Annotated in this window: 22 protein-coding genes; 10 read left to right on the forward strand and 12 right to left on the reverse strand. The window is 68.6% G+C overall.

The window, feature by feature from the left end; translation table 11 throughout:
* Nucleotides 1-309 precede the first annotated feature (309 nt).
* The gene (locus D7V77_RS43570; protein WP_158624310.1) at nucleotides 310-699 is read left to right on the forward strand and encodes a hypothetical protein; all 390 of its coding nucleotides are present in this window, start codon (nucleotides 310-312) and stop codon (nucleotides 697-699) included.
* Complete coding sequence (locus tag D7V77_RS04215) at nucleotides 699-1,016, forward strand: hypothetical protein (RefSeq protein ID WP_120574979.1); 318 nt, start codon at nucleotides 699-701, stop codon at nucleotides 1,014-1,016. The genes D7V77_RS43570 and D7V77_RS04215 overlap by 1 nt, the downstream gene beginning before the upstream one ends.
* A gap of 20 nt (nucleotides 1,017-1,036) precedes the next feature.
* On the opposite strand, the gene D7V77_RS04220 is transcribed toward D7V77_RS04215, so the two are convergent.
* Nucleotides 1,037-1,468, reverse strand: a complete 432-nt coding sequence (locus D7V77_RS04220) for a helix-turn-helix domain-containing protein (protein WP_120574980.1) — start codon at nucleotides 1,466-1,468, stop codon at nucleotides 1,037-1,039.
* 75 nt (nucleotides 1,469-1,543) lie between these two features.
* On the opposite strand from D7V77_RS04220, the gene D7V77_RS04225 reads away from it, so the two are divergent.
* A complete protein-coding gene (locus tag D7V77_RS04225; protein WP_120574981.1) occupies nucleotides 1,544-2,398 on the forward strand; it encodes a class I SAM-dependent methyltransferase in 855 nt (284 codons plus the stop codon).
* Here the strand turns inward: D7V77_RS04225 and D7V77_RS04230 are convergent, their stop codons facing one another.
* Nucleotides 2,399-4,084, reverse strand: coding sequence for a hypothetical protein (locus D7V77_RS04230; RefSeq protein WP_120574982.1), 1,686 nt, complete (start codon nucleotides 4,082-4,084; stop codon nucleotides 2,399-2,401).
* An 80-nt stretch (nucleotides 4,085-4,164) separates the two neighbouring features.
* Nucleotides 4,165-5,673, reverse strand: a complete 1,509-nt coding sequence (locus D7V77_RS04235) for an aldehyde dehydrogenase family protein (protein ID WP_120574983.1) — start codon at nucleotides 5,671-5,673, stop codon at nucleotides 4,165-4,167.
* Between the two features lie 301 nt (nucleotides 5,674-5,974).
* On the opposite strand from D7V77_RS04235, the gene D7V77_RS04240 reads away from it, so the two are divergent.
* From D7V77_RS04240 to D7V77_RS45495, 3 genes are read left to right on the forward strand one after another with little or no spacing between them, the layout of a single operon-like run.
* Nucleotides 5,975-6,916, forward strand: coding sequence for a 3-hydroxyacyl-CoA dehydrogenase family protein (locus D7V77_RS04240; protein ID WP_255424547.1), 942 nt, complete (start codon nucleotides 5,975-5,977; stop codon nucleotides 6,914-6,916).
* Nucleotides 6,913-7,512 (forward strand): hypothetical protein, encoded by a 600-nt coding sequence (locus D7V77_RS04245; RefSeq protein WP_120574985.1) that lies wholly within the window; start codon nucleotides 6,913-6,915, stop codon nucleotides 7,510-7,512. The genes D7V77_RS04240 and D7V77_RS04245 overlap by 4 nt, the downstream gene beginning before the upstream one ends.
* 5 nt (nucleotides 7,513-7,517) lie before the next feature.
* The gene (locus D7V77_RS45495) at nucleotides 7,518-7,649 is read left to right on the forward strand and encodes a hypothetical protein (RefSeq protein WP_255424544.1); all 132 of its coding nucleotides are present in this window, start codon (nucleotides 7,518-7,520) and stop codon (nucleotides 7,647-7,649) included.
* Between the two features lie 66 nt (nucleotides 7,650-7,715).
* Here the strand turns inward: D7V77_RS45495 and D7V77_RS04255 are convergent, their stop codons facing one another.
* The 3 genes from D7V77_RS04255 to D7V77_RS04265 all read right to left on the reverse strand — a co-directional run bounded on the left by D7V77_RS04255 (nucleotide 7,716) and on the right by D7V77_RS04265 (nucleotide 13,038).
* Nucleotides 7,716-10,823 (reverse strand): efflux RND transporter permease subunit, encoded by a 3,108-nt coding sequence (locus D7V77_RS04255; RefSeq protein WP_120574986.1) that lies wholly within the window; start codon nucleotides 10,821-10,823, stop codon nucleotides 7,716-7,718.
* Nucleotides 10,824-10,842: 19 nt separating this feature from the next.
* Complete coding sequence (locus D7V77_RS04260) at nucleotides 10,843-12,021, reverse strand: efflux RND transporter periplasmic adaptor subunit (protein ID WP_120574987.1); 1,179 nt, start codon at nucleotides 12,019-12,021, stop codon at nucleotides 10,843-10,845.
* Between the two features lie 198 nt (nucleotides 12,022-12,219).
* Nucleotides 12,220-13,038 carry an SDR family NAD(P)-dependent oxidoreductase gene (locus D7V77_RS04265; RefSeq protein WP_120574988.1) on the reverse strand — a complete coding sequence of 273 codons (819 nt, stop codon included), beginning with the start codon at nucleotides 13,036-13,038 and terminating at the stop codon, nucleotides 12,220-12,222.
* Between the two features lie 299 nt (nucleotides 13,039-13,337).
* On the opposite strand from D7V77_RS04265, the gene D7V77_RS04270 reads away from it, so the two are divergent.
* Nucleotides 13,338-13,883 carry a DUF2378 family protein gene (locus D7V77_RS04270; RefSeq protein WP_233596678.1) on the forward strand — a complete coding sequence of 182 codons (546 nt, stop codon included), beginning with the start codon at nucleotides 13,338-13,340 and terminating at the stop codon, nucleotides 13,881-13,883.
* On the opposite strand, the gene D7V77_RS04275 is transcribed toward D7V77_RS04270, so the two are convergent.
* Nucleotides 13,877-15,427: a hypothetical protein gene (locus D7V77_RS04275; protein WP_120574990.1), complete on the reverse strand. Its 1,551-nt coding sequence runs from the start codon at nucleotides 15,425-15,427 to the stop codon at nucleotides 13,877-13,879. The genes D7V77_RS04270 and D7V77_RS04275 overlap by 7 nt on opposite strands.
* A 269-nt stretch (nucleotides 15,428-15,696) precedes the next feature.
* On the opposite strand from D7V77_RS04275, the gene D7V77_RS04280 reads away from it, so the two are divergent.
* The 3 genes from D7V77_RS04280 to D7V77_RS04290 all read left to right on the forward strand — a co-directional run bounded on the left by D7V77_RS04280 (nucleotide 15,697) and on the right by D7V77_RS04290 (nucleotide 20,757).
* Entirely contained in the window at nucleotides 15,697-16,203 is a 507-nt protein-coding gene (locus D7V77_RS04280; protein ID WP_120574991.1) for an SgcJ/EcaC family oxidoreductase, read from the forward strand.
* Between the two features lie 247 nt (nucleotides 16,204-16,450).
* Nucleotides 16,451-17,698, forward strand: a complete 1,248-nt coding sequence (locus tag D7V77_RS04285; protein ID WP_120574992.1) for a TerB family tellurite resistance protein — start codon at nucleotides 16,451-16,453, stop codon at nucleotides 17,696-17,698.
* A 161-nt stretch (nucleotides 17,699-17,859) separates the two neighbouring features.
* Nucleotides 17,860-20,757 carry an HAD-IC family P-type ATPase gene (locus D7V77_RS04290; protein ID WP_120574993.1) on the forward strand — a complete coding sequence of 966 codons (2,898 nt, stop codon included), beginning with the start codon at nucleotides 17,860-17,862 and terminating at the stop codon, nucleotides 20,755-20,757.
* Between the two features lie 130 nt (nucleotides 20,758-20,887).
* Here the strand turns inward: D7V77_RS04290 and D7V77_RS44205 are convergent, their stop codons facing one another.
* The 5 genes from D7V77_RS44205 to D7V77_RS04315 form a co-directional block, all read right to left on the reverse strand.
* Nucleotides 20,888-21,439 (reverse strand): SDR family NAD(P)-dependent oxidoreductase, encoded by a 552-nt coding sequence (locus D7V77_RS44205; protein ID WP_255424545.1) that lies wholly within the window; start codon nucleotides 21,437-21,439, stop codon nucleotides 20,888-20,890.
* Nucleotides 21,436-21,705: an SDR family NAD(P)-dependent oxidoreductase gene (locus D7V77_RS45500; protein WP_120574994.1), complete on the reverse strand. Its 270-nt coding sequence runs from the start codon at nucleotides 21,703-21,705 to the stop codon at nucleotides 21,436-21,438. Before D7V77_RS45500 ends, D7V77_RS44205 begins: the two co-directional genes overlap by 4 nt.
* A 196-nt stretch (nucleotides 21,706-21,901) precedes the next feature.
* Nucleotides 21,902-22,375, reverse strand: coding sequence for an RICIN domain-containing protein (locus tag D7V77_RS04305; RefSeq protein ID WP_120574995.1), 474 nt, complete (start codon nucleotides 22,373-22,375; stop codon nucleotides 21,902-21,904).
* 50 nt (nucleotides 22,376-22,425) lie between these two features.
* Nucleotides 22,426-23,052 (reverse strand): hypothetical protein, encoded by a 627-nt coding sequence (locus tag D7V77_RS04310; RefSeq protein WP_120574996.1) that lies wholly within the window; start codon nucleotides 23,050-23,052, stop codon nucleotides 22,426-22,428.
* 237 nt (nucleotides 23,053-23,289) lie between these two features.
* Nucleotides 23,290-24,228, reverse strand: a complete 939-nt coding sequence (locus D7V77_RS04315) for a hypothetical protein (RefSeq protein ID WP_120574997.1) — start codon at nucleotides 24,226-24,228, stop codon at nucleotides 23,290-23,292.
* Nucleotides 24,229-24,356 lie beyond the last annotated feature (128 nt).

Below are 24,356 nucleotides of genomic sequence, written 5' to 3' on the forward strand. Positions count from 1 at the left end.
GGAAGCAGTGGAGCCACCCGCTCCCATAGCGCGTCCGGTACGAGGTCGCGAGCCATGAAGCCCAGGTGCTCATGGCCCGGCTCTCCGGCCACCCTCCCTTTCAAACCTGACTTTTGTTAGGCGCTCTTAGCGAAGTGGCTTCACAAGCGCCTCGATCTCTTTCGAGAGAAACATGGAGTGCGCCCACGGGAAGCCCTGGGGCTATTGGCTCAAAAGATAATGGAAGCCCGCTTCTTTCGGGGAGTGGAGCTCGTCCAACGAACGCCCAAGGGGAATCACCAGTCCCTGGGAGAGTTCGATGGGATCGACATGCACCAGCGGCTCCTTATCGAATACAAGACGGCGCGGGAGCTTCATCTGTCAAACCCACCAAAAAACCCAGTGGAATGGGCCGGAAGGCATATCTTCAAGAGCACTGTCGCCCGCATCAAGGCGCTCACAGGTACCGCGACTGGAACACGGCCAACTCTGGAGGGCTCGGCTGAGGTCCCCACTCTCGCGGAGATCCAAGGCTTCCGTCGCTTGCAATTCCGCATCGACGCGGACACTCCGGGACTGCGTGCAGGAGTGGAGGCTGCGCTGCAGATGCTCCGCTCAGCTCATCCAGGCTGGACGTTCGAAGTCCGCTGGGGCATTGACCTCCGGTTGCCGCCCCTCCCGGACTGGGCCACCATGGGCCACCATCAAGAGAGCCGCTGATGTCCGTCGCATTTCTCATCACATTCAAAGCGAAAGACAGGGACTCACTCTACATTCCGGTTGCCACCCAAGGGGCGTACCACGCCTTGTGGCTCCCTACGGCCGAGAAGCTTGGACTCAAGTGGGTTCCCCTGTTCGAGAATGGCCCCACTGTCGACGTGGGAGACCTGCCGGCGGTGATGGATGAACTCCGGAAGCTGCGGGACGCACTGGCAGGCAACCCGAAGAATGAGTCGCTTCTCGAACGCATCGATTGGATTCTGGAGGGGCTCAGCGGCTTGGATCCCAACGAAGTCTCCGAGATCGCCATTGGTTGATGACTGAGCCCGTCCTGGCTCTACGGCCGCCGCGGTGTCCTCCTCCTTCGCGCGCCCATCGCGCCTGACGCTGCGCCTCGCAGGAGGCGGCGGAAGGTGGGGCACTCCATGTGGTTCGGCGCGGGGCAGGCCGCTGCGTGTCGCAGGCCGTCGCGCATCGCGCTCAGTTCGCGAATCGTCTTGTCCAGCTTCTCCGCCTGGGTCGCGAGCATCTTCCGGTCGATTCGCGGCCGCCCGTCCGGCGCGAACATCAGTGCGATCTCATCGAGCGTGAAGCCTGCGGCGCGCCCCATCGCTATCAGCGCCAGCCGCTCCAGCACCTCGGGCCCGAACAGACGGCGCAGCCCCCGCCTGCCGATGGAGGCGATCAGCCCCCGCTCCTCGTAGAAGCGCAGTGTCGAGGCGGGAACGCCGGAGCGCTTCGCCACCTCCGTGATGTCCAATTCAGTCATCCTCTTGACCTCAAGTCGACTTGAAGTGGCACCCTGCGGCTTCTGGTTCTTGAAGGCAAGCAGGAGGAGATCCCCATGGATGACACGCGCCAGCTTGAGGACGAGCAGACGAAGCTATGGAACGGCACCGCCGGACACGCCTGGGTCGAAGCGCAGGCGGTACTCGATGGAATGTTCAAGCCGATTGAAGACCTGCTCGCCGAAGCAGTCGTCACAAGCTCCGCGCGCCAGGTACTCGACGTCGGTTGTGGTACGGGCAGCACGACGCTCGCGGTCGCGCGGCGGCTGGGCACGAAGGGCCACTGCACCGGCATCGACATCTCGGAGCCGATGCTCGCCGCCGCCCGGGCCCGGGCTGAACAGGAAGGCACTCCGGCCCGCTTCATCCGAGCCAACGCGCAGCTGCACGCCTTCGAGCCCGCCAGCTTCGACATGATCATCTCGCGCTTCGGCGTCATGTTCTTCGAGGACCCCGTCCGGGCCTTCGCGAACCTGCGACATGCCGCAACGAATAACGCCGAGTTCCTGGCCATCGCGTGGCGGAGTCCTTCGGAGAATCCGTTCATGACGACAGCCGAGCGCGCCGCGGCGCCGCTCGTGTCGAACATCCCCGCACGCCGGCCGGACGCGCCAGGGCAGTTCGCCTTCGCGGATTCGAACCGTGTCCACCGCATCCTGGAGGAGAGCGGCTGGGCCGGAATCGACATCCAGCCCATCGATGTCACCTGCACCCTGCCCGAGAAGGAGCTGGTCAATTACCTGACCCGGTTCGGTCTCCTCAGCAGGGTCCTCCAGGACGCGGACGACCGGACTCGCACCCACGTCATCGAAACGGTCCGCGCCGCGTTCGAGCCGTTCGTGCACGGAGCGGAAGTCCGCTACACCGCTGCCTGCTGGAAGGTGGAGGCCAGGGCGTCAGCGAGCCCCTGATCACGGACGGCGGCGGAGGCCCATCGGCGCTTCCTTCGTCTCCTTGCAGGTGGCCCCCTGGGCCTGGGCCCTGCGGACCCGCGCATCGCAGTGCTGCCACGCCCCCGCGGGTGTGGCCATGCTCCCGCCGAGGTGGACCCCGCACGAGGGGGTGTGTCCCCAGATGTCGCCACTCGTCCAGTAGAGGAACGTCTCCGTCATCTCTCCCGGCCGGGCGCACTCGACGTAGTGAGTCTTGCCGTCCGCCTGGAAGAACGCGCTCGTCGTCGCGTTGGGGACCTCCTTCTTCGGCGGAAGGACCGTTTCGAATCGCGCCTGGAAGCCCGCCACCCGGGTGCCATCGGCCGCGAGCCGGATGGGCGGTGTCACCGGCTGGCCCGCGAACTCGTCGAAGAGCCCATCCACCACCACCGACCCGTCCGGCATCGCCGCCACCATCCGGAGGAAACCCGCGGCATCGGGACTCCGCTTCACTTCCGCCGCCGCCTTCCGGTAGCGCAGTCCCGCGCCGAGTCCCTTCTGGAACCGCGCATCCACCGAGCCGTCCGCCTTCAAGCGCACCAGGCCCGGAGCACGCCAGGGGCCCTCCGGCGGATCCACGGCGGGGATGTTGTTCTGGGCCAGCACGAGGCTCCCGCCCGGTCCAAGCCCCATCTGCGGCACGCGCATGAAGCGGCCCTGGGGATATACCCCCTCCTGCCGGAAGGTCTTGTAGGTGGGGTCGAGCCGCCCGTCGGACGTCAGGCGCATGACGTCCGCGCGCGTCTCTCCCTGGACAACGTCTCCCACCCCGACGACCGAGCCGTCCGCACGGGGGGCGATGAGGCTCAACTCGATGCCGCCCTCCCCCTTCATCGCCCAGGAGATGAGAGGCGTGTTGAAGCGCGGTTCAGGCTTCCACTGCGCGTTGAGGGCGAGCACGGGAACCTCGGACCGGATCCCCTCGGGTTGGAACCGGCCGCTCAGGAAGAGGCCTCCGTCGGCCCGGGCACGGACCTGCTTCAACACATACCAGCCCAGCTTGAGCTCCTTCAGGACCGAGTCGAAGCGCTCGGCGCGTTCGAGGGTGCCCTCGGGGGTGAAGCGCAGCAGCCACAGCGGCACCTGCTTCAGGTAGGTCTCGTCTGGCGTTGACGCCGCGACGATGAGCCGCGACTTCGCATCCACCTCCGCGGTGATGATGAACGACGAGGCGCCCACCTTGTCGAGCAGCGCCTCGCGCACCTTGCTGTTGAAGGCGTCGGCCCTCGCCCCCGCCGCCGTGTGGCGGACGAGCTCATGGGCCACGAGCGCGGGCCCACTCTCGCCCCTGGGAGCCTTCTCGTCGCGGGAGCGATACGTCGCGATGTAGCCCCCGGAAGGCACGGCGAGCAGTTGCACCAGCTCCTTCATGCGGTCCCGGTCGGACGCGGCTTCGAGCGCCACGGAAGCCGGCGACGTGGCGCGCTTGCCCTGGGCGTCGATGACCACGACGCTGCCCACGGGCTCGCCGTTCAATCGATTGCAGGTGTGCCCCACCACGCCCCAGGCGCCCTTGGGCGCGGGGAGGACGGCCACGAGCTCACAATCCCCATTCGGCTCGTGGAACTGGTCATTGGGCGACCAGATTCCGTCCTCCTCCGCGAAAGCCCCACCGCCCAGTGCGAGCACAAGCAACACCGTGCCCGCGTTCCTCAAAGCCTGCATCGTGCGCTCCCGTTTGACTCAAGGTCGCACCATGCTGCCACGCCGCGTGTCCCCCTGGAACTGACGCGCGGGTGAACGCTTCAGGCGGGCCAGTTGCCTTCCATGGGATGCGGGCCGTCCGTGAAGGCGCGCACCAGGTGGGTGCCGCCGACGAAGGCGCCTGCCCATGAGCCGCCCCTGCCGCCGAAGGACTCCTCACGGTCGCCACGCGAACGCAGCGCGTTGATGCCCACCTTGAAGGCATGGAGCCGCTTGGCGATGCGCCGGGCGAGCTCCGGGTCGTCCGTCGCCACCGAGGCCACGAGCGCTCCGTTGGAGACGTTGGCCTCCCGCAGCAGCTCCTCCTCGGAGTCCACCGACACCAGGATGTCGACGGGGCCGAAGGGTTCGCGCAGGTAGAGCTCACTGTCTCGCGGGATGCCGAAGAGCAGGACGGGCGGCAGGTACGCGCCCCGCTCCTGCCGAGCGGTGAAGGCGTCCTCCGCGAGCATCCCCTGATGCAGCACCTGGGTGCCCTGCTTCGCCGCCTCGGCGATGAGGGCGCGGAGCTCCTCGGCCTTGCTGGGGGAGATGAGCGGCCCGAAGTCCACGTGCGCCCCCAGGACAGGATTGCCGACGCGCAACGCGGAGACGGTATCGACATACGTCCGGACGAACTTCGGGACGAGCGACTTCTCGACGACCCAGCGGGTGTAGGCGGTGCAGCGCTGCTTGCCGAAGTCGAAGCCCTTTCGAATCTGTTCGCCGAGCCCGTCCCAATCCGTGAAGTGCGTGATGGCGTAGGCGTTCACGCCCTCCATCTCCAACGCGTAGCGCTTGTCCGTTTCACGCAGGCGGCGGTGGACCTCGCCACCGTTGGCGCGGCCGCCAATGAAGGCGACGCCCGCGATGCGGGGATGACCGACGAGCGCCTCGGAGAGGTCCCGCCCGCGTCCACCGACGAGCGAGACGGGAAGGCCCGCGCGGCGCAGCAACGCGAAGGCGAGTGTGAGTGAGACGCCGCCGCCCTGGGTCGGAATCTTCGCGATGACCGAGTTGCCCGCGAGCGACTGTACGAGCACGTTGAGCAGCAGGACGGAGAAGGGATAGTTCCAGGAGGCGATGTTCGAGACCAGGCCGAGCGGCTTGCGGCCATCGATCATCCGGTCCATCTGCTCCAGGTACCACGCGATGCCCGCGAGACACCGGTCCACGTCGTTGGAGGCCGTGGGCAACGTCTTGCCGATGTCCCACGCGAGAATCCGGACGAGCAGATCCCGGTGCGCATGCAGCAACACCACCGCCTCCGCGACGACACGGGCGCGGTCATCGAGCCGACGGGCCGCCCAGGGCGCGAACTCCGCCGCTGCCTGCTCGACCCCCGTGGCGACCTGGGCGGCGCCCAGCAGCGGCAGCTCCGCGAGGACGCTGCCGTCGATGGGCGAGATGGCATTGAACCAGGCAGGCGGCTGGACCCACTTCCCAGCGACGGGAGAGAGCAGCCGACCCTGAGAGTCGAAGGCTTCCGGCACGGCCCTCCGGGCCTCGGCCAGCAGGATGCGACTTTCAAGACGACGAAGGGGCTCGCCAACACGTTCGGTATCCAGCATGGGTGCTCCTCCTCGCGCGTTGACGCGCGCTGAATCCATTGAAGCGCCGGCACATGACAAGCTGCGGCATGAGCGCAATATCGTCATGCACGCCCCGTCTGTCTGGGGAGGCAGGCAAGGGCCCGTCGGACGGGATGTGCGCGCCCTGAAGGCGAGCAGCACGGGCGCTTTGTGAATCCGTGACGCCGCTGAAGGCTCGGCGCGTCACGCATGCGTCCTGGACAATTGCAGCCGCCATTCAAGTGATTGCCACGCGTGCGGAGGGCGGCCACGCTCGCGGCACATGGGACACAAGCGGCTGATGAGGATTGGCGTTGTTGGCGGCGGAGCCATGGGGTGCGGCATCGCACTCGAGCTCGCCATCGCCGGCAGACACGTGGTGCTCTTCAACAGGCAGGCGGAGAGCAGCGAGGCAGCGCGCGTGAAGCTGGAGCGCGACGCCGCGCTGCTGGTGGAGACAGGGATGCTCGGCGCGGAGCAACGCACCACCGCGCTCGCGCGCATCCATCGCACCACGGTGCTCGCCGAGGCCGCCGTGGTTCAGGACCTGGTCATCGAATCCATCCCCGAGGACCTGGCGCTCAAACAGCAACTCTTCAAGGAGCTGGACCGGCTCGCGTCACCGGACACCCTGCTCGCCACCAACACCACCGCGCTGAGCGTGACAGCCATTGCCCGCGACTGCGCGCACCCGGAGCGTGTCCTCTCCGCGCACTACTACCTGCCCGCGCACCTGGTGCCGCTGGTGGACGTCATCCCTGGCGAGAAGACCTCACCCGACGCGGTGGAGACGGTGCGGCGATTCCTTGAAGAGTCGGGCAAGTCGCCCGTGGTGTTCGCGAGGGACGTGCCGGGCTCGGTGGGCCCGCGCCTGCAGCAGGCGCTCATTGGCGAAGCCTTTCGAATCGTGCAGGAGGGCGTGGCCACGCCGGAGATGGTGGACCGCGTGCTCACCCAGGGCATCGGGCGGCGCCTGGGTGCCTCTGGCATCTTCGACCGGCTGGACCTCGTGGGCCTGGACTTCATCACCAACGTCCTGCGCGGCTCGGGGCGCCCGGTGCCGCCGGTGCTCGCCCAGAAGGTGGACCAGGGCGAGCTGGGTCTGAAGACGGGCCAGGGCTTCTATCCGTGGACGCCAGACAGCGCCGCCGCCTTCGAGGAGCGCATGGCCCGCCACCTCATCACGCAGCTGCGCGAGGACCGGGCCGCGGGCCGCCTCCCCACGCCGGAGTCCGGCGAATGAGCGCTGACGTCGTGCTCATGGACCCAGCGGCGCTGTCTGACTTCATGGCGGATGCCGTCCGGGAGTACGCGGCGTGCACGCCGGAGCTTCCGCCACGCAGCTGGGCCGTGCTGCTGGGCCGCTTCACGGACGACGTGATGCACGTGGAGCGCGTGGGCTTCGCCACCAACATCCGCGAGACGGACGACACCGTGCTCCAGGAGTTCGAAGCGGCCATCATCCCCCGCTTCGGCGCCTGCTACGCCAACGGTCGGCGCGGCTACTGGTGTGAGCCCCGCGAGCTGCTGCGCATCACCGCCGAGGCCGAGGCCGAGGGACTGGAAGTGCTCGGCTCCATCCACCTGCACCCGGACTGGCACCGCATTGGCCCGCCCCACGAGCGCGGCCTGCGCGTCAGCCAGGAGCCCACGCCCATGGACCGGCATCTGTTCCAGGGCAGTGGCTGGCCGCTCAACATGATCCTCTACCTGGAGCGGCGAGAGGGCAGGCTCTACCACTCGCTCGGAGCGTGGGCCCCGCCCGACGACGCGGAGTCCGCCACGGGCTGCCGCGCGCTCTCCATCCGCATGCGCACTCCGGAGAGGGGCTTGAGGTAGCGGCAATGACAGTCACCTCCTCCCTGCTGACGTTCCTCGTGGCCGCGGGCATCCTCGCCATCACTCCCGGGATGGACCGCGTGACGGGGTGCGTGTTCATCGCGGTCGGCGCGAAGCTCGCGCTGTCCCGTCGCTAAAAAGAAGAGCCGCCTGGGGCATGTGCCTCCAGGCGGCTCAACCAACGGCGCTGCTTCAGCCCTCGCCTACGTGGCGGCGTCGGGCGCCTGCTGGAGCTCCGGTGCTTCGCTGGCGGCCACGGTGCGCGTCTTGGCGATGAGCAGGTAGATGGCCGGCACGAAGTAGAGGGTGAAGAGCGTGCCCAGCGCCATGCCCGTCACCAGCACGAGCCCGATGCTGTTGCGCGCCGCCGCGCCCGGTCCCGACACCAGGACGAGCGGGAAGTGGCCCGCGACCGTGGCCACCGTCGTCATCAGGATGGGACGGAGCCGTTCGGAGGCCGCTTCCTTCACCGCCTCGAGCTTCGACTTGCCCTCCTCCTGGAGGCGGTTGGCGAAGTCCACGATGAGGATGCCGTTCTTCGCGATGAGTCCCACCAGCGTCACCAACCCCACCTGCGAGTAGATGTTGAGCGTGGTGGTGAAGCTGTCCGTGAAGTACGGCATCATCGGGTTCGGCATCCGAAGGAACGTGGTTATCAGCGCGCCGAAGAGCGCCAGCGGCACCGACCCGGCGAGGATGATGAGCGGATCCCGGAAGCTGTTGAACTGGGCCGCGAGCACCAGGAAGATCAACACCACCGCCAGCCCGAACGCCGGAGCGAACGAGTCGCCTTCCGTGCGGAGCTGCCGGGACTCGCCCGTGTAGTCCATGCGGTAGCCCGCGGGCAGGATGCGCGAGGCCTCCGTCTCCAGGTAGGTGAGCGCCTCATCCAGCGGACGGATGGCCACGCCGCTGAGCTTCACCGCGTTGAGCTGCTGGAAGCGGTTGAGCGACCGGGGCGCCACCTTGTCCTGAATGGACGCGATGGCCGACAGGGCCACGAGCTTGCCGTCCGGACCGGTGACGTGGATGTCCTTGAGCTGCTCCGGGGTGAGGCGGGAGGAGCGAAGGACCTGCGGGATGACCTTGTAGCTGCGGCCGGCGATGTTGAACCGGTTGACGAAGTTGCCGCCCACGGCGGTCCCCAGGTCCTGGCCCACGGTCCCCAGGTTCAGGCCCAGCTGCGCCACCTTCTCACGGTCGACCTCGAGCTCCGACTGGGGCTGGTCCAGCTTCACGTCGATGATGGGCGGGAAGGCGAACATCCCGCTCTGCGTCGCCTTCTCCTGGAGTTGCTGCGCGAAGCCCAGCAACTCCTCCGCCTCCGCCGTGGACGCGATGACGAACTCCACCGGGAAGTTGCCACCGCCCGGCAGCGCGGGGGGCTGGAGGGTGAAGGTCTGGACCGCCGGGATGGTGTTCACCCGCTCCTGCGCCTCCGCCAGCACCTGCGCCGTGGTCCGCTGGCGCTCCTTGTACGGCTTCAGCACCAGGCCCCAGAAGCCGTTGCTCGGCTGGACAATCTGGAAGTTGAAGCTGGACTCCGGCATGTCCATCAGCAACTCGCTCGTCTTGGTCACGGACGGCTTGAGCTGATCCAGGGTGGAGTTGGACGGAGTGCTCATGATGCCGATGACGAAGTCCTGGTCCTCCACGGGCGCCAGCTCCCGGGCCGACTGGTTGAACATCACCAGGGCGAGCACGCTCAGGAAGATCCACGCCGCGTAGACGGGCCCGCGGACGAGCAGCGAGCTGTCCAGGGAGCGGGAGTACGCGGCCCGCAGACGCTCGAAGCCGCGGTTGATGACGCCCGCGAGCCCCTTGTCCTCGTGGCCCGCTTTCAGGAGCACGGAGGACATCATCGGGGAGAGCGTCAGCGCCACCACGCCCGACAGGGTCACGGCTCCGGCCAGCGTGAGCGCGAACTCGCGGAACAGCGAACCCGTGAGGCCACCCTGGAAGGCGATGGGTGCGTACACCGCGGCGAGCGTGAGCGTCATCGCGATGATGGGACCCACCAGCTCGCGCGCGCTCTTGATGGCGGCGTCCACCGGGCGCAGTCCGTCACGCAGATGGCGCTCCACGTTCTCCACCACGACGATGGCGTCGTCCACGACCAGGCCTACGGACAACACCACCGCGAGCAGGGTGAGCAGGTTCACCGTGAATCCGAACACCTGCATCAGGAACACCGTGCCGATGAGCGACACCGGAATGGCCACCACCGGCACCAGGATGGAGCGCACGGAGCCCAGGAACAGGAAGATGACGATGACGACGATGATGAGCGTCTCGATGAGCGTGCTCACCACCTCGTCGATGGCGTTCTGGATGTAGTCCGTGCCGTCGAAGGCGACGCCGCCGTGGATCTGCTCGGGCAGGTCCTTCTTGAGCGAGTCCATCTCCAGGCGGATGCGCTGCATGACGTCCAGCGAGTTGGCGTTGGGCAGCGCCCAGATGCCGACGAACACGGCCGTCTTCCCGTTGAGCGTCACGTCGGTGTCGTAGTCCTCGGCGCCGAGCACCACGTCCGCGACGTCCGACAACCGCACCACCGCGCCGCCATCCTTGCGGACGATGAGCTGCTTGAACTCCTCCACGGAACGCAGACCCGTGTTCGCCGTGAGGTTCACCTGCACGAGCGAGCCCTTCGTCTGGCCCACGGCCGCGAGCGAGTTGTTCGTGGCGAGCGCCTGACGGACCTGGATGGGGCTGACGTTGAGCGCGGCCATCTGGTCCGGCTTCATCCACACCCGCATGGCGAACGTGCGCGCCCCGAGGATGTCCGCGCGCTGCACGCCCTCCACCGACGACAGCCGGGGCTGCACCACGCGCACCAGGTAGTCGGACAGCTCGTTCTGCTCGAGGAAGTCAGAGGTGAAGTTGAGGTACGCGACGGCGAACTGGCTGTCCGCGGACTCGATGCCCATCACGGGGACCTGGGATTCGGGCGGAAGGTCGCCACGAACCTGGTCGACCTTGGCGCTGATTTCACTCAGGGCGCGGTTGGCGTCGTAGTTGAGCTTGAGCCGGGCGCGGATGATGGAGACGTTCTGCGAGCTCGTGGACTCGACGTAGTCGATGCCATCCGCCGCGGCGATGACGCGCTCCAGTGGCGTGGTGATGAAGCCACGGACGAGCTCCGCGTTGGCGCCGACGTAGACCGTGGTGACGGTGATGTCGGCGTTCTCGCTGCGCGGGTATTGCCGCACGTTGAGCGAGCGCAGGGCCTGCAGGCCGGCGATGATGATGATGAGGTTGACGACCAGCGCCACGACCGGACGCCGGATGAAGAGGTCGGTGAAGTTCATGGGTTCGCCTCTCGCGGCCCTACGGGTTCACCGGCAGGGGAGCGACCTCGACGGGCGGCGCCAGCGCGTTGTTCACGACGACGGCCATGCCGTTCTTCAGCTTGAAGACGCCGCTGCTGACCACCGTCTGCCCGGGCTTCAGGCCGGACGTCACCGCGACGTAGTCACCCCGGCGCTCTCCCAGCCGCACGAACTGCTGCCGCGCCAGCAGGGCCGCCTTGCCCGCGGCGTCCTTGCCCTCGGAGAGGGTGAACACCGAGTCACCGTAGGGGGCGAAGAGCACGGCGGTGGCGGGAATGGCCACCACCTGCTCGCTGGCGTCGGAGAGCACCTCCACGCTGGCGAACATGCCCGGAAGCAGCCGGCCGTCCGCGTTGGGCACGGTGGCGCGCATGCGCACGTTGCGGGAGGACAGCTCCACTTCGGGGTTGATGGTGGTGAGGTCCCCTTCCCAGGACTCGCCCGGGAAGACGTCGACGCGCAGGCGCACCTTCTGACCCTGCTTCACCTGGGCCAGCGCCTGCTGGGGCAGCTGGAACTCCACGAGCGCGGGGGTGGAGGACTGCAGGGACGCGATGGGGTTGCCCGGGGAGACGAGCTGGCCCAACTCCACCTGGCGGATGCCGATGCGGCCATCGAAGGGGGCGCGGATGGTCTTCTTGGCGATGAGGGACTTCAGGTGGGCCACGGTGGCGGAGGACTGGAGCGACCGCGCGCGGACGGCATCCAGGTCCGACTGGGTATTGGCGCCCTGGGCGTTGAGCTTCTCGGCGCGCTCGCGGTTCAGCCGCGAGAGCTCCGCGTCGGCCTCGGCGCCGGCCAGCTGGGCCTGCTCGCTGGAGGTGTCGAGCTGAACGAGCACCTGGCCCTTCTTCACCGAAGCGCCGTTCTCGAAGCGGATGTCGTTGACGACGCCCGGCAGCTCCGCGCTCAGGGTCACGCCCCGAAGCGCCATCACGGTGCCCACGGCGCTCCGGGTCCCCTGCCAGCCGAAGGACTCCGCCTGGGTGGACGTGACGGACTCAGGCGGCAGCACGAAGGTCTCACCGGCGTTGATCATCGAGACGATCTGGCCCGCCTTCACGGCCACGAGCCCCGCGAAGACCGCGAGCAGGAGCACCACGCCGATGATCCATCGCTTGAGGCGGCTGGCGCGGGGCGGTGAGGAGAGAGGCACTTCAGGAGCGGAGGCATGCATCTGGGGCACCCACGGGCTGACGGGAGCAGCCGTGTCAGGGAATGCGCCGCCCTGTAGCCGAACCGCCGCGCGTTTGCGCCCTTGAAAATCTGTTCAGGTTGTGACCACTCCCTGGGTTGGTTTCGCGCGCTCTTTTTCGAGCGCACCCGTAACGTGGCCGTTACGGGCGCGTGCTGGAGAAGCCAAGCGGCGGACGACTCAGCCTTCCACGGGACGTGTGAGGCCCAGTGTGTCCGCGTAGCTGTGCAGCCCGCGAATGTGATTGCCACCGTCGACTGCGAGGGTGTCACCGGTGATCCATGACGCAAGGTCGCTGCAGAGGAACGACACCACCTTCGCCACGTCCTCCGGCTCGCCACACGGTTTTCCAAGCGGCGTATGGGCGAGGAACTCCCGCCCCATGGCGCCCTTCATGAGGCCGGCACCCTCGGCCAGGGGGGTGCGGATGGCGCCCGGGGCCACGACATTCACACGAATGCCGTACCGCCCCAGCTCCGAAGCCGCGACCTTCGAGAAGTTCGCGAGCCCCGCCTTGGAGGCGCAGTAGTGGGCGAGCCCATCCGTCACCGCCGTCTGATTCAACGAGGAGATGTTGACGATGGAGCCCGGCTGCTTCGCGGCGACGAGCGCCCTCGCGAGCGCCTGGGTGAACAGGAAGGGCCCCTTGAGGTTGATGGCCAGGATCTGGTCGAACTCCTCCGCCGGCAACTCAAGGAGCGGGCGGAGGGTGGCCGACCCTGCGTTGTTCACCAGGATCCCCGGGAGGCCGAACTCACGCGTGGCAACCTCAATGGCCTGCGCCACGTCCTCCGCGCGAACCACGTCGCCCGCGAAGGGCACGGCCCGCGCGCGCCCCTCCATCATCCGGTTGAGCTCCCCGGCGGCCGCCTCCACCTTCTCCCGGGTCCGCCCGAAGAGAAGGACGTTGGCTCCGTCCCGCATGAGGCGCGCGGCGATTCCCAGTCCGATGCCCTGGCCCGACCCCGTCACGATGGCACTGCTCGATATCAGCTTCATGGTGGCTCCTGTGTGCTTCGCGGAAGGGTGTGAATCTACTTCACCGCGAGTGCGAATCGAACGGCGCGGTCATGGGCGTCGGCCGCGGCACCCCCTTGCCTCGCCGATGCCCAGCAGGTGGGCCCCGCGCGCGCATGAGAGGAAACCAGCCCCAAAGCCAGAAGACGGTGTTTCGAGTGTTGCGACGACCGCTTGAATCCGCCCTTCACCCCGCGCCCGTGTGCATTGCAGGGACAATCCAGGGATGCTCCAGCACGTCCCGCCCCGGCCTGGGTCGGACGCATGGGATGGGTGCCGCGTTGAGTGAAGAGATCGTCTACCGCCATGCCATCGAGGGGCTCTTCCTGCGCTCCGTGGGCACGCGCCTCACGCCGGAGCTCAAGGACCGGCTGCGGGCCATCGGCCTGAACCTGGACGAGAAGATCCCGCACCACACGCCTCGTCACGTCTTCGCGGAGGCCCTGGGCATCACCGCGCGCTACCTCTACCCGGACGTGGACGCGAAGGAAGGCTACCGGCGGCTCGGCATGGGCGTCATCAAAGGCCTGGAGCACACGCTGCTGGGCAAGGCGCTCGTGTCCCTGTGGCCCATCTTCGGGCCCGACCGCGTGCTCTCCCGCATGCAGGAGAGCTTCGCCACGGTGAACAACTACCTGAAGACCGAGCTCATCACCCACGGCCGCGCGGACCACACCATCAAGGTGAGCGAGTGCAACGGCAACCCGGGTTACCACATGGGCATCATCGAAGCGGGGCTGACCCGGGCCGGCGCGAAGAACATCCGCGTGGAGCCCTTCGACTTCAACGGCCACGCCTGTTCGTACCGCGTGCGCTGGGATCAGTGAGCCTTCAGCGCGGGCTCCCACCGGACAGGACCGGATTGGGCCGACGCGCCCGGTTCCTTCACCGCGGTGGGACTCGGGCGCAGAACCCGACCTCGAATATCGAGCGCTAGAGCCCCGCCCGAGGCATCCCCCAGCACCTTGCCCGTTCGCAAGTCGATCCGCTTCCCCATGACGAGCACCGTGTCGCCCGCCCAGAGCAGCCCGGAGTCCGTCGATTCGCTCAAGACGTTCGGTGGAAACCCTGTCCCCACGTTCCAGAGCCACAGCCGATCTCCCCACTGGCCGCCGGGCTCAGCAGGTCTGATGCTCTCCTCCAGGAGGGCATGCGCCCCCAGGGAAGCCACCACCTGCCCCAAGGGCACCACTCGGACGGTGCGCCGCTCCAGATCGATGACGGCGTGCACCGCATTGGAAGGCTCGAGCTCGGAAGCAACAAACAACGACAGCAGCCTTCCGTCGCTTCCGGACACGTGGATGTACCGGTCCGAAAATGGGGGAGACATCTGCCAACCCAGGGGTTGATGAACCCTGGCGCCGTGCAATTCCAGGGGGCCGAGGTCCGGCTGTGTCTCGCAGACCACCAGGACCTGCTCGTGCGCCGCGTCCGCGAACAACAGGGTTCCATTGCAGCCCGAGGGGACCCAGGTCTCCCGCCGTCCATCCGCATGCTCGAGAGCGATGGAGCGGTCCAGAGCGCGACGCAGCATTCCTTTACCCATGGGTTGCAGGACGTCGTCGCCCTGGAGGAGGGGGCCTCCCTCCAGCCGGCGGTAGCGGCGCACGGGGGTGTCGCCCTCCCAGCCGAAGTGCGAACTGGACATGACCGGCCCCCGGCATGTGGCGGGTGCGAGAGTGGTGTCCTCTTTGGGCCAGCTCTCCTTTCCATCCGAGTTCGTGTCCTCCACCACGTCGAACGCCGCCCACTGACCGGAGGGATCCAGCAGGGCCTGTCCGAGCAGGCCACGACCCGCATCGAGCACACGCTCGGTCCCCTGGAGCAGGTCTCGCACGACGGCGACGGGGCGCCCGCCCTCGGGACGCAGGTAGAGAAGCCGCAGGCCATCCCGGGAGAAGCTGGCGCGGATGGGTGGATGGGGGCTCGTCGTGTCGGGCGTGACATCCGAGACCAGCACCTTCTCCTCGCGGGTCTCCACGTCGAGGAGCCAGAGCGTGGTGTCACGCACCAGGACGAGAAAGCGTCCCGTGGGAGCCACGGCGAGCACCTCGTCGATGCGGATGCCCGCTCCGGGCTCCAGGAAGAGGTACGGGCGAAGCGCGTCACCCACGATGTTTCCGTGGAAGCCCAAGACGGTCTCGATGCGCCCATCGCCGTTGGTGTCCTCTCGTGCCTGGCAGGCGAGGAGCCACCGCCCGTCTGGTGCGGAGTCCACGAGCACGAACGGATGCGCGGTGCCGTAGTCCTCGGCAGGGATGGCGGGAGCCACCGCGGCTGCCTGGGGCATGAAGAAGACCGGATGTGACGCGGGCCCCTGGGAGGCGCACGCGGCCAGCAACACGGTGAACAGCAAGGGATGAATACGCATATGCCCTCAGTCGCATGCTCCGTCAGAGTCTAGCTCCACGTCGCTCGGCATGGCAGCGATATCCCACATTCCCTACCTATTGCTCCCATGCACTTCGACACCGGACGCCTTCGCCAGGTTCTGCGGGATTCTATGTCCGTCAGAAGGAAGCGCTGGCATGTATGGATTTCAGCAACGTCTGGAGCGTGGTCCAGTTCGACTGACTCCCCGTGCGCTGGGACTCGCAAGTGAGCTCCTTCCATCACCGTCCCTCATGGCAGACTGCGGCCATGACCCGCTCTTCTTCTTTCGGAATCGTCGCGGCGCTGAGTCTGGTGTTGGTGTCCACGGCGTGCACGGCCCCGGACCACGCCCGGGACGAGCAGGACCTCCGCCAGTGGGTGAAGGCGCAGACCGAGGCCTGGAACGCCCACGACGCGGCGGCATGGACGCGGGACTTCGCGGACGACGCTGACTTCATCAACATCGTCGGCACGGTGTTCCAGGGCCGCGCGGAAATCGAGACGCGCCACGCCGCCATCTTCGCGAGCATCTTCAAGACCAGCCATGCCAAGGTCACCGTGCGCAAGATCCGCTTCCCCAGCGAGGACATCGCCGTGGTGGACACGCTGCACGAGGTCACCGGTCACACGGGCCTCCCTCCCGGCGTGCAGAACACCGAGGAGGGGCTGCTGCGCACGCAGATGCGGTACGTGCTGAAGCGCACCCAGAAGCAGTGGCGCATCGTCTCGGGCCAGAACACCGACGTGAAGCCGGTTCCCAAGCCTGTGCCGTAGACGGACGAAGAACCAGCCGTTCTTCGTGACGAAGAAGTCGAAGTGATCCGTGACCGCTCCGACGTACTGAAGGCCGGAGAGTAGGCGCAGCCCGGTGCGGTCATGGATCCCGAGCGCCCCAGGCAGCGGCCGTCCCTCCGGAGCCAGTGCCTGTCAGGGCGTCCGCGCGTGTCCAACGTTCCTGCAAGGCAATGACACACAGGAATGCCTGACCGGCCCCATTGGCGAGGGTCCGCGAGGAGGAACCATGACGGCGACGATGGAACTGGCTCCACGAGAGCGAGGGGAGGGCGCGGCGCTCCTCCAACGCTCCGTGCAGTTGGCAGGGGCGCTGACGCACGAGCTCTCCCCCAAGGACCTGCGCACGGGGCGCTGGTTCACCAAGCTGCTGTCCATCTACCTGCGGCACTACGACGCGCACGTGCTGCAAAGGACCCCCGCCGCGAAGGGGACGGGCGCGGCCGTCACCGAAGCCATCATCCGGCGGGCCTGCGGGGCCGCATTCCTCTCCGGCGCGGGGAGCGGCTCGCTGACCTCCGGCATCACCGCGGTCTCGGCGGACGCGGGCGCCCCCGGACTGATGTTGGCCATCCCCGCCTCGGGCCTGGTCATCACGACGGAGATGCTCGTGAACGCCCTCATCAACCTGGGGATGGCGTGCGACCTGGCCAGCGCCTTCCGCGTGCGCTTCAACCCGGAGGACCCCTCCGACTTCTCGCGCCTCTACGCCATCACCCGCGGCCAGGGGGAACATGAGGAGGACAAGGACGAGGACTCGCTCGGACTGGGGCGCGTGGAGCACCTGGCGCAGGCGAGGGCGACCGACCTGGGCGAGGACCTGGGGGCGAAGCTGCTGGGCGAGAGCGTGTCGCGCAACCTCGTGCCGTTCCTGAACGTGGTGACGTCCTCCGTGGCCAACTGGCGGCGCACCCGGCACCTGGGCAACTCGGTGCTGAGCTACGTGCGACTGCGCCGCGCGCTGGAGGACTCCGAAGCGGCCATCCGCCGCGTGGCCCCGGAGGGGGTGAGCCTGCTGCTGGAGAGCGCGTGGTTCCTCTTCGTCTCCGACGGCCGTCTCCGGCAGGAGGAGTCCGCCGTGCTCACCCACCAGCTCTCCCGGCTCTCTCCGGCACGGCGCCAGGAGACCGTGGGCCACTTCGTGGAGGATGTCACCGCGTGGCTCAAGCGCCTGCGCTCGGCGCCGGCCAGGGCGCGCGAGGTCCTCATGTGGTCCCTCCACCAGCTCTCCGCCGCGGACCTCACCGTGTCCGCGGCCGAGCGCGACCTGCTGCACAGGGCCGCGGAGGCCCTGCACACCTCCATGGACGGCGGGCACCTGGACACGCTGGTGCACCGCTACCGCGAGGAGGGCGTGGCACACGCGTTCGCCGCCCCGGCGCGAGCCGCGCGACCGGCACGCCAGCCGGCCGGCCGGAAGGGGGCGCCGGCCCCGCGGGCGGCAGGAGCGCGGGAGGAGCCGACGCGCATCCACTGAGGCCCCCCCTTTCAGGCCCTGGAGGAGGAGCGGGGTGTTGACGGGTGGAACAGCCGGCGCGCGGATGTCACACCTTCATCTTCCGACAGCGCGCCGAGCCTCCTTGTCCGGACGCACCACCCTCCCCATTTCTTGATGCCAGTCGGGGGGGGGGTGGGCGAATGGTGGTGTTCCTGATGGATGGACAGTCGGCACCCGCGAGGGTGGTCCGCCACGCGACCGCGGCGCGGCGGTTGCGCCTGGAGGTCCCCGGCCTGCGGTGGAACCACTCCCTCGGGAAGCGGCTGGAGCGCACCTTCGCCACCTGGCCCGGCATCGAGGAGGCAAGCGCGGAGCCCCGCACCGGCCGCCTGCTGGTGCGCTACGCGCCGGGGGCCCCGCTGCTGGCCCAGCTGCGCCAGCAACCCGACGAGCCGGTCCCCTGGCCCGTCCCGCATCAGGCCCGCCCGGTGCAAGGCACGCGGAGCGCTCCCCGGGAGTCGTGGCACGCGATGACGGTGGAGGCGGTGCTGGTCCGGCTGGACGCCACGGACCAGGGGCTCACGTCGGAGGAAGCGGCGCGGCGGCTCAAGCACTACGGCCCCAACCTGGCGGTGGTGGAGAAGCCGCGCTCGCGCCTGGCCATGCTGGGCTCGCAGCTGGCCTCCGTGCCCACGCTGCTGCTGATGGGCTCGGCGGGGGCCTCGGCGCTGGCCGGTGACGCGGTGGAGGCGACCGCCATCCTCACGGTGGTGGGGCTCAACGCGGGCATCGGCTACCGCATCGAGCGCCGAAACCAGGAGATGCTCGCCTCGTGGCAGAAGCTGGAGGCGGGCGCGGCCCAGGTGCTGCGCGGCGGCGTGCTCCTCACGGTGCCGGTGGCGGAGCTCGTGCCCGGGGACGTGGTGCTGCTGCGCGCGGGGGACGTGCTGCCCGCGGACGCGCGCGTGCTGGACGCGCACCGGCTCTCCGCGGACGAGGCGCCCCTCACCGGAGAAAGCGAGCCGCAGACCAAGCAGGCCGCGCCCGTGGATGCGCGGGCGCCGCTGGCGGAGCGGACGTCCCTGTTGTTCGCGGGCACGACGGTGGCGTCGGGACATGGGCGCGCCCTGGTGGTCGCCACCGGCGCGGACACGGAGCAGGCGCGCGTGCGGGAGCTGGTGGCCCAGGAGTCCGCGCCGCCCACGCCGCTGACGCGCAAGCTGGGCCAGCTGGACCGGCGCGTGGCGGTGGCCTCCGTGGGCGCGGCGGGGCTGTCCGCCCTGGTGGGGCTGGCGCATGGCCGCTCCGGGCCCCACGTGCTGCGCGGCGCGGTGGCGCTGGGCGTGGCGGCGCTGCCGGAGGGCCTGCCCCTGGTGGCGACCGCGGCGCTGGTGCGCGCCATGCAGCGGCTTCACGCGCGCGGCCTGGTGGTGCGGCGCGTCTCCTCCGCCGAAGCGCTCGGAGGCGTCACCGTCATCTGCACGGACAAGACGGGCACCCTCACCCGCAACGAGATGCGGCTGGACGTGCTGGACGTCGGGGACGGCCCCCTGGACTTGTCCTCGCTGCGCCTGAGGCCCGACGCCGTGCTGGAGGACCCACCCACGCTGGCGCTGGCGCTGGCGCTGCTCAACAGCGACGTGGACGTCCACCGCAACGGCAAGGAGATGGCGGTGTCCGGCAGCTCCACGGAGAAGGCGCTGGTGGCCGCCGCGCACGCCGCGGGGCTGGACGGGGCCACGCTGCGCCGCGACTTCCCTCGCTGCCACCTCCTCGAGCGCTCCGAGGGCATCCACTACGTGGTGAGCGTCCACCGTGTGCCCGGCGGCGGCATGGTGGCCTTCGTCAAGGGGGCCCCCGAGCAGGTGCTGACCCTGTGCGAGCGGGACCTGAAGGGGCCGCTGGACGCGCGCACGCGGGAGCGGCTGGCGCGGCGCAACGACGCGCTGGCGGAGGACGGGCTGCGGGTGCTGGGGCTGGCATGGCGGAGGCTCCCCGGAGACGGGGAACACGCGCCCACGGACGGCTACACCTTCATCGGCTTCGTGGGCTTGAGGGACCCGCTTCGCGACGGCGCGGCGGAGTCGGTGCGGCAGGCGCGCCGCGCGGGCATCCGCACGGTGATTCTGACGGGAGACCAGCCCCGCACGGCCGATGCCATCGCCCGGCAGGTGGGGCTGGAGGGCGACACGCTCACCCCGGTAGCGCTGGCGGAGATGCTCGAGCTGACGGGTGACGAGCTTCGCCGGAGGCTCGACCGCACGGCGGTGCTGGCGCGCGTGACGCCGGAGAACAAACGGGAGCTGGTGAAGGCGCTGCGCGCGCACGGAGAAATCGTCGCCATGGCGGGTGACGGCATCAACGACGCCCCGGCGCTCCAGGCGGCGGACGTGGGCGTGGCGGTGGGCGTGCGCTCCAGCGACATGGCGCGCGCGGTGGCCGACGTAGTGATGTCCAGCGAGGACCTGCGCAGCATCATGTCCGCGGTGGGCGAGGGCCGCATCGTCCAGGACAACCTGCGCCGCGCGCTGCGCTTCCTCTTCGCCACCAACCTCTCGGAGATGGCGCTGGTGCTGGGCGCGGGCCTGCTCGGCCTTGCGGATCCGCTCACGCCGCTGCAGCTGCTGTGGATCAACCTCCTCACGGACACGCTGCCGGGAATCGCCCTGGCGATGGAGCCCGGAGACCCGGCCATCCTCGACCGGCCGCCCGCGCCGCCAGGCATGCCGCTGCTGACGCGCCCGGCGGTGCGGCGCGTGGTGCGGGACGGAGCGCTGATGGCGGGCGTGGGAGGGCTGGGGCTGGCGCTGGGCGGGCCGCCGCTGGCTTTCGGGACGCTCACCGCGGTGCAGCTGGGCTACTCGGCCGTGTGCCGGGCGCCGAGGGAGACGCGGCGCCACCTCCCCGCGGACGGCGAGTGGCGCCTCCCCGTCTTCATCGGGGGGGCCACGGCCGTGCACATCGCGGCGCTCACCCTCCCCCCGCTACGGCGGGTGCTGGGCCTTCCCGCGCCCACGGCGCTGACGTTCGGCGGGCTGGCCGTGGGCCTCGTCCTGCCGGCCCTGATGGGCGCGATGCCCACGTGGAGCGGCCGGTGATTGACTCAACCTTCCCTGTCCTCTCGGGAAGTCGGAACCGAGACATCCATGCCGTCCAGCCGCACCGCCCTCGCCTCCGACTCCGGGCACCTGACAGGCAGGCACCCGGGGACCCCAAGCGGCGGGCGGCTCAGCCTTCCACGGGACGGGTGAGGCCCAGGGTGTCCGCGTAGCTGTGCAGCCCGCGAATGTGATTGCCACCATCGACGGCCAGCGTGTCGCCGGTCATCCATGACGCAAGGTCGCTGCAGAGGAACGACACCACCTTCGCCACGTCCTCCGGCTCGCCACACGGCTTTCCGAGCGGCGTGTGGGAGAGGAACTCCCGCCCCATGGCTCCCTTCATGAGGCCGGCACCCTCGGCCAGGGGGGTGCGGATGGCACCCGGGGCCACGACATTCACACGAATGCCGTAGCGCCCCAGTTCCGAAGCCGCGACCTTCGAGAAGTTCGCGAGCCCCGCCTTGGAGGCGCAGTAGTGGGCGAGCCCGTCCGTCACGGCCGTCTGGTTCAACGAGGAGATGTTGACGATGGAGCCCGGCTGCTTCGCGGCGACGAGCGACTTCGCGAGTGCCTGGGTGAACAGGAAGGGCCCCTTGAGGTTGATGGCCAGGATCTGGTCGAACTCCTCCGCCGGCAATTCGAGGAGCGGGCGGAGGGTGGCCGACCCCGCGTTGTTCACCAGATCCCCGGGAGGCCGAACTCACGCGTGGCCACCTCGATGGCCCGCGCCACATCCTCCGCGCGAACCACGTCGCCCGCGAAGGGCACGGCCCGAGCGTGCCCCTCCATCACCCGGTTGAGCTCGCTGGCGGCCGCCTCCACCTTCTCCGGGGTCCGCCCGAAGAGCAGGACGTTGGCTCCGTCCCGCATGAGGCGCGCGGCGATTCCCAGTCCGATGCCCTGGCCCGCTCCCGTCACGATGGCACTGCTCGATATCAGCTTCATGGTGGCTCCTGTCTTTTTCACGGACAGTGCGAGCCTACTCCAGTGAACCGCGGGCCCACCTGACAATCATTGCCCCAGGATGCGGAAGAGGATGGCGGACAGCGCGAACTTCAAGACCAGCCACGCCGAGGCCACCGTTCGAAAGTCCGATTCCCCGGCACGCCCCCGCCTTCCACCTGCCTCGAACCCGCTGACGCTAGACGTCGTTCCAGACCTGGGTCGGCCCACCGATACACTGCTCTGGCTCCAGCTGGACATCGTGCGCCAGAGGATCGGCAGTGGCACAGAGCCCGCTCTTCTGGTTCACCAGGCACTGGCCGCTCCCGTCAGGGCACCTCTCGAACTTCCAGTTCTGATTTTCCTTGTGGTCACACTCGAACTGCTTGAGGTCCGCGCCGGGCTTCTTGCTCGCGTGATTCACTCCCATACACAGACGGCTCTTGTCATTCTGCAAGGCAAAATATCCGCCCCCTTCGTCCCGTTGGGCCCACCCTTGATTCTCTCCGCCATCACACCTGAACTGCTTGACATTCGCACCAGCGACCTCGCTCGCGTGATTGACACCGACGCAGTAATTGGCGTTGGAAGTCTGGAGTGAACGCGCCTCCGCGAATGACGCAGGGAAGCACAAGGGAACGGCCCAGAGCAGGGTCAGAATCGAGCGTTTCATGACGACCTCCTTGAATGTCCTCGGCGCGCCTTGTCCCCTGGCAGAGGCTCTCAACGGCGGGAGATTTTAAAGGTTCCACCGATGTTGAGGACGGCGGTCCCCTCCCGGCCCCCCGCATTGACGCGGAAGGTGATCCTGTCGGACCAATGCAAGACGTCACCATCCTTGACTCCTTTGATGGTGCCGTGGAGCTGGTAGTTGACGGGCACGGTGTGGTGCCCGTTATGACCCAGCTTCTTCGTGGCTGTATGCCAGACCATCCCAGATTCCTTCATGTCTCCGACAGCGATGGCCACGAGCTTCTGCGAAACCTTGAACCCCCAGTTGACGTTATCGAAGCGGCAGTTGTAGCGGGCGCTGAAGATGCCGTTCCGGTCCGTGAAGATGTGGTTCGCCTCGTCGCATTTGACAACGTCATACTGCGGCCCATGACCGTTGGGCTTGGGCATGAAGGTTTGAACGTCTTCTTCCTCTCCGTCGCCCTGCAGGCTCTTCGTCAACGCCTCCGCCTCGGCGGCCGGCATCGGCTGGTCCCAGGCGATCTCAAGCGTGGCACCGGAGGTGCGGACCTCCGCACGAGTCTGCACGCCGGAACCCGGCTGCTCGGCTGCGGTGATCGGCGTGCTGGAGATCAGCAGCGTGCCAACCAGTGCAGCCAGAACCCTGGCGATCCGCATGGGGCAGCTCCTCTGCTCGCTGGGTGAACGGAAACTTGAAACGTCTCTCGTCTGGGAAACCCACACGCAATCATGGGGGATTCCAGCCCTGCCAGTTCCCTGGAAGCACTTCAGCGAGGAGTTCCGGTACGCCGCGACCAAGGGCGGCAGGACGCTCGGAGCACGAATGCTCGGGTGGTTTGACCGGGGTGGAGCTCTCCCAGACGCTGGGGGCCACACGCGTTGCGTCGGCGGGGCTTACGGCCCGGAGCGCTTCACGAGGGTCCTCCAGGCGATGAAGGGGGCGGAGTGAACCAGCGTGCGCGCGAAGGGCAGGCCGTGCGCATGCAGCCACTGGCGTGTCGCTTCACGCAGTCCGGCCTGTTCGAGCAACTCTCCCACGGTGTGCCGTGACAGGTCCTCCAGGACGGCGTGGAGCTCGGCCTTCAGCCCCTCGCGCACTTCGGGGCGCGCGAGGTTGTGCGCAAGCACCTGAGGCCCCAGGGAGTCGAGGTGCTCGTGGGGCACCCGGCCCAGCGCCTGCGCGGCCTCGGCCTCCGTCTTCTCCAGGGTGGACAGGAAGACCTTCTGGCGCCGTGCTCCCAGGGCGCGGGCGGTCTCCTCGCTGGCGAGCCGCTCGGCGATCCGCCGCTGTACCAGGGCCATGGAGCCGTCGATGACCTCGCGCACGCGGTCCTGCAAGCTGCCGCCCAGGCCCCCCAGGATTCCCTTGCCCGCCGAGGCCGCCGCTCTCGCGCCCCAGCTCAGCGCATCCCTCAGCCCGGAGACGCCAGCCCCGGGAGCTCCCGCAATGACCTTGCTCACCAGGGACGACAGGGTCTCCTGGAGCGTGGTGCGCACAGTCTCCCGTACCTGCTCGGACGCCACCATTTCATCGATGGCCTTGCGAGGCAGGTGCACCGGCTGGCCCAGGAGCGCCGTCAGGGACGCGGTGGCCTCAGCGGGGAGCCACGCGCCCATCTTGATGCGGCTCTTCGCCGCGCGCGCGAGCAGGCGCGTGCGCATGGGGACACCCAACCGGGCGTGCCAGCCCGTCACCCGTTCGGGCGTCAGGGAGAGGTCGACCGCGGCGAGAACCCGGTCGGGGTCCACCCAATCCGAGACGCGGGACGCACAGAGCGCGTCGAAGGTCAGGTCCAGCAGTTCCAGGAGCGCGGCGTCGTCGAGTTCGGACATCGGGGCGGTCCTACTACGAGCCGGAGCCGGAAGGACGGGGACGACGCCTCCCATGTAGCCCCGTGTCCAGAAGGAGTCCTCGTGTCACTTCGCCCCTCAGCATGGCATCGGGGAATGGATCACCGCCC

This window comes from Corallococcus sp. CA041A, from assembly GCF_003612075.1.
Taxonomy (GTDB): Bacteria; Myxococcota; Myxococcia; order Myxococcales; family Myxococcaceae; genus Corallococcus; species Corallococcus exiguus.

Excerpts from the sequence above, each read along its gene's own strand:
- D7V77_RS04235 (WP_120574983.1), bottom strand. The coding sequence starts at position 5,673 with ATGCTGGATACCGAACGTGTTGGCGAGCCCCTTCGTCGTCTTGAAAGT.
- D7V77_RS04310 (WP_120574996.1), bottom strand. The coding sequence starts at position 23,052 with ATGCGGATCGCCAGGGTTCTGGCTGCACTGGTTGGCACGCTGCTGATC.
- D7V77_RS04305 (WP_120574995.1), bottom strand. The coding sequence starts at position 22,375 with ATGAAACGCTCGATTCTGACCCTGCTCTGGGCCGTTCCCTTGTGCTTC.
- D7V77_RS04225 (WP_120574981.1), top strand. The coding sequence starts at position 1,544 with ATGGATGACACGCGCCAGCTTGAGGACGAGCAGACGAAGCTATGGAAC.
- D7V77_RS04315 (WP_120574997.1), bottom strand. The coding sequence starts at position 24,228 with ATGTCCGAACTCGACGACGCCGCGCTCCTGGAACTGCTGGACCTGACC.
- D7V77_RS04240 (WP_255424547.1), top strand. The coding sequence starts at position 5,975 with ATGAGGATTGGCGTTGTTGGCGGCGGAGCCATGGGGTGCGGCATCGCA.
- D7V77_RS04245 (WP_120574985.1), top strand. The coding sequence starts at position 6,913 with ATGAGCGCTGACGTCGTGCTCATGGACCCAGCGGCGCTGTCTGACTTC.
- D7V77_RS04275 (WP_120574990.1), bottom strand. The coding sequence starts at position 15,427 with ATGCGTATTCATCCCTTGCTGTTCACCGTGTTGCTGGCCGCGTGCGCC.
- D7V77_RS04220 (WP_120574980.1), bottom strand. The coding sequence starts at position 1,468 with ATGACTGAATTGGACATCACGGAGGTGGCGAAGCGCTCCGGCGTTCCC.
- D7V77_RS04230 (WP_120574982.1), bottom strand. The coding sequence starts at position 4,084 with ATGCAGGCTTTGAGGAACGCGGGCACGGTGTTGCTTGTGCTCGCACTG.
- D7V77_RS43570 (WP_158624310.1), top strand. The coding sequence starts at position 310 with ATGCACCAGCGGCTCCTTATCGAATACAAGACGGCGCGGGAGCTTCAT.
- D7V77_RS04255 (WP_120574986.1), bottom strand. The coding sequence starts at position 10,823 with ATGAACTTCACCGACCTCTTCATCCGGCGTCCGGTCGTGGCGCTGGTC.
- D7V77_RS04285 (WP_120574992.1), top strand. The coding sequence starts at position 16,451 with ATGACGGCGACGATGGAACTGGCTCCACGAGAGCGAGGGGAGGGCGCG.
- D7V77_RS04280 (WP_120574991.1), top strand. The coding sequence starts at position 15,697 with ATGACCCGCTCTTCTTCTTTCGGAATCGTCGCGGCGCTGAGTCTGGTG.
- D7V77_RS04290 (WP_120574993.1), top strand. The coding sequence starts at position 17,860 with ATGGTGGTGTTCCTGATGGATGGACAGTCGGCACCCGCGAGGGTGGTC.
- D7V77_RS45500 (WP_120574994.1), bottom strand. The coding sequence starts at position 21,705 with ATGAAGCTGATATCGAGCAGTGCCATCGTGACGGGAGCGGGCCAGGGC.
- D7V77_RS04215 (WP_120574979.1), top strand. The coding sequence starts at position 699 with ATGTCCGTCGCATTTCTCATCACATTCAAAGCGAAAGACAGGGACTCA.
- D7V77_RS04265 (WP_120574988.1), bottom strand. The coding sequence starts at position 13,038 with ATGAAGCTGATATCGAGCAGTGCCATCGTGACGGGGTCGGGCCAGGGC.
- D7V77_RS04260 (WP_120574987.1), bottom strand. The coding sequence starts at position 12,021 with ATGCATGCCTCCGCTCCTGAAGTGCCTCTCTCCTCACCGCCCCGCGCC.
- D7V77_RS45495 (WP_255424544.1), top strand. The coding sequence starts at position 7,518 with ATGACAGTCACCTCCTCCCTGCTGACGTTCCTCGTGGCCGCGGGCATC.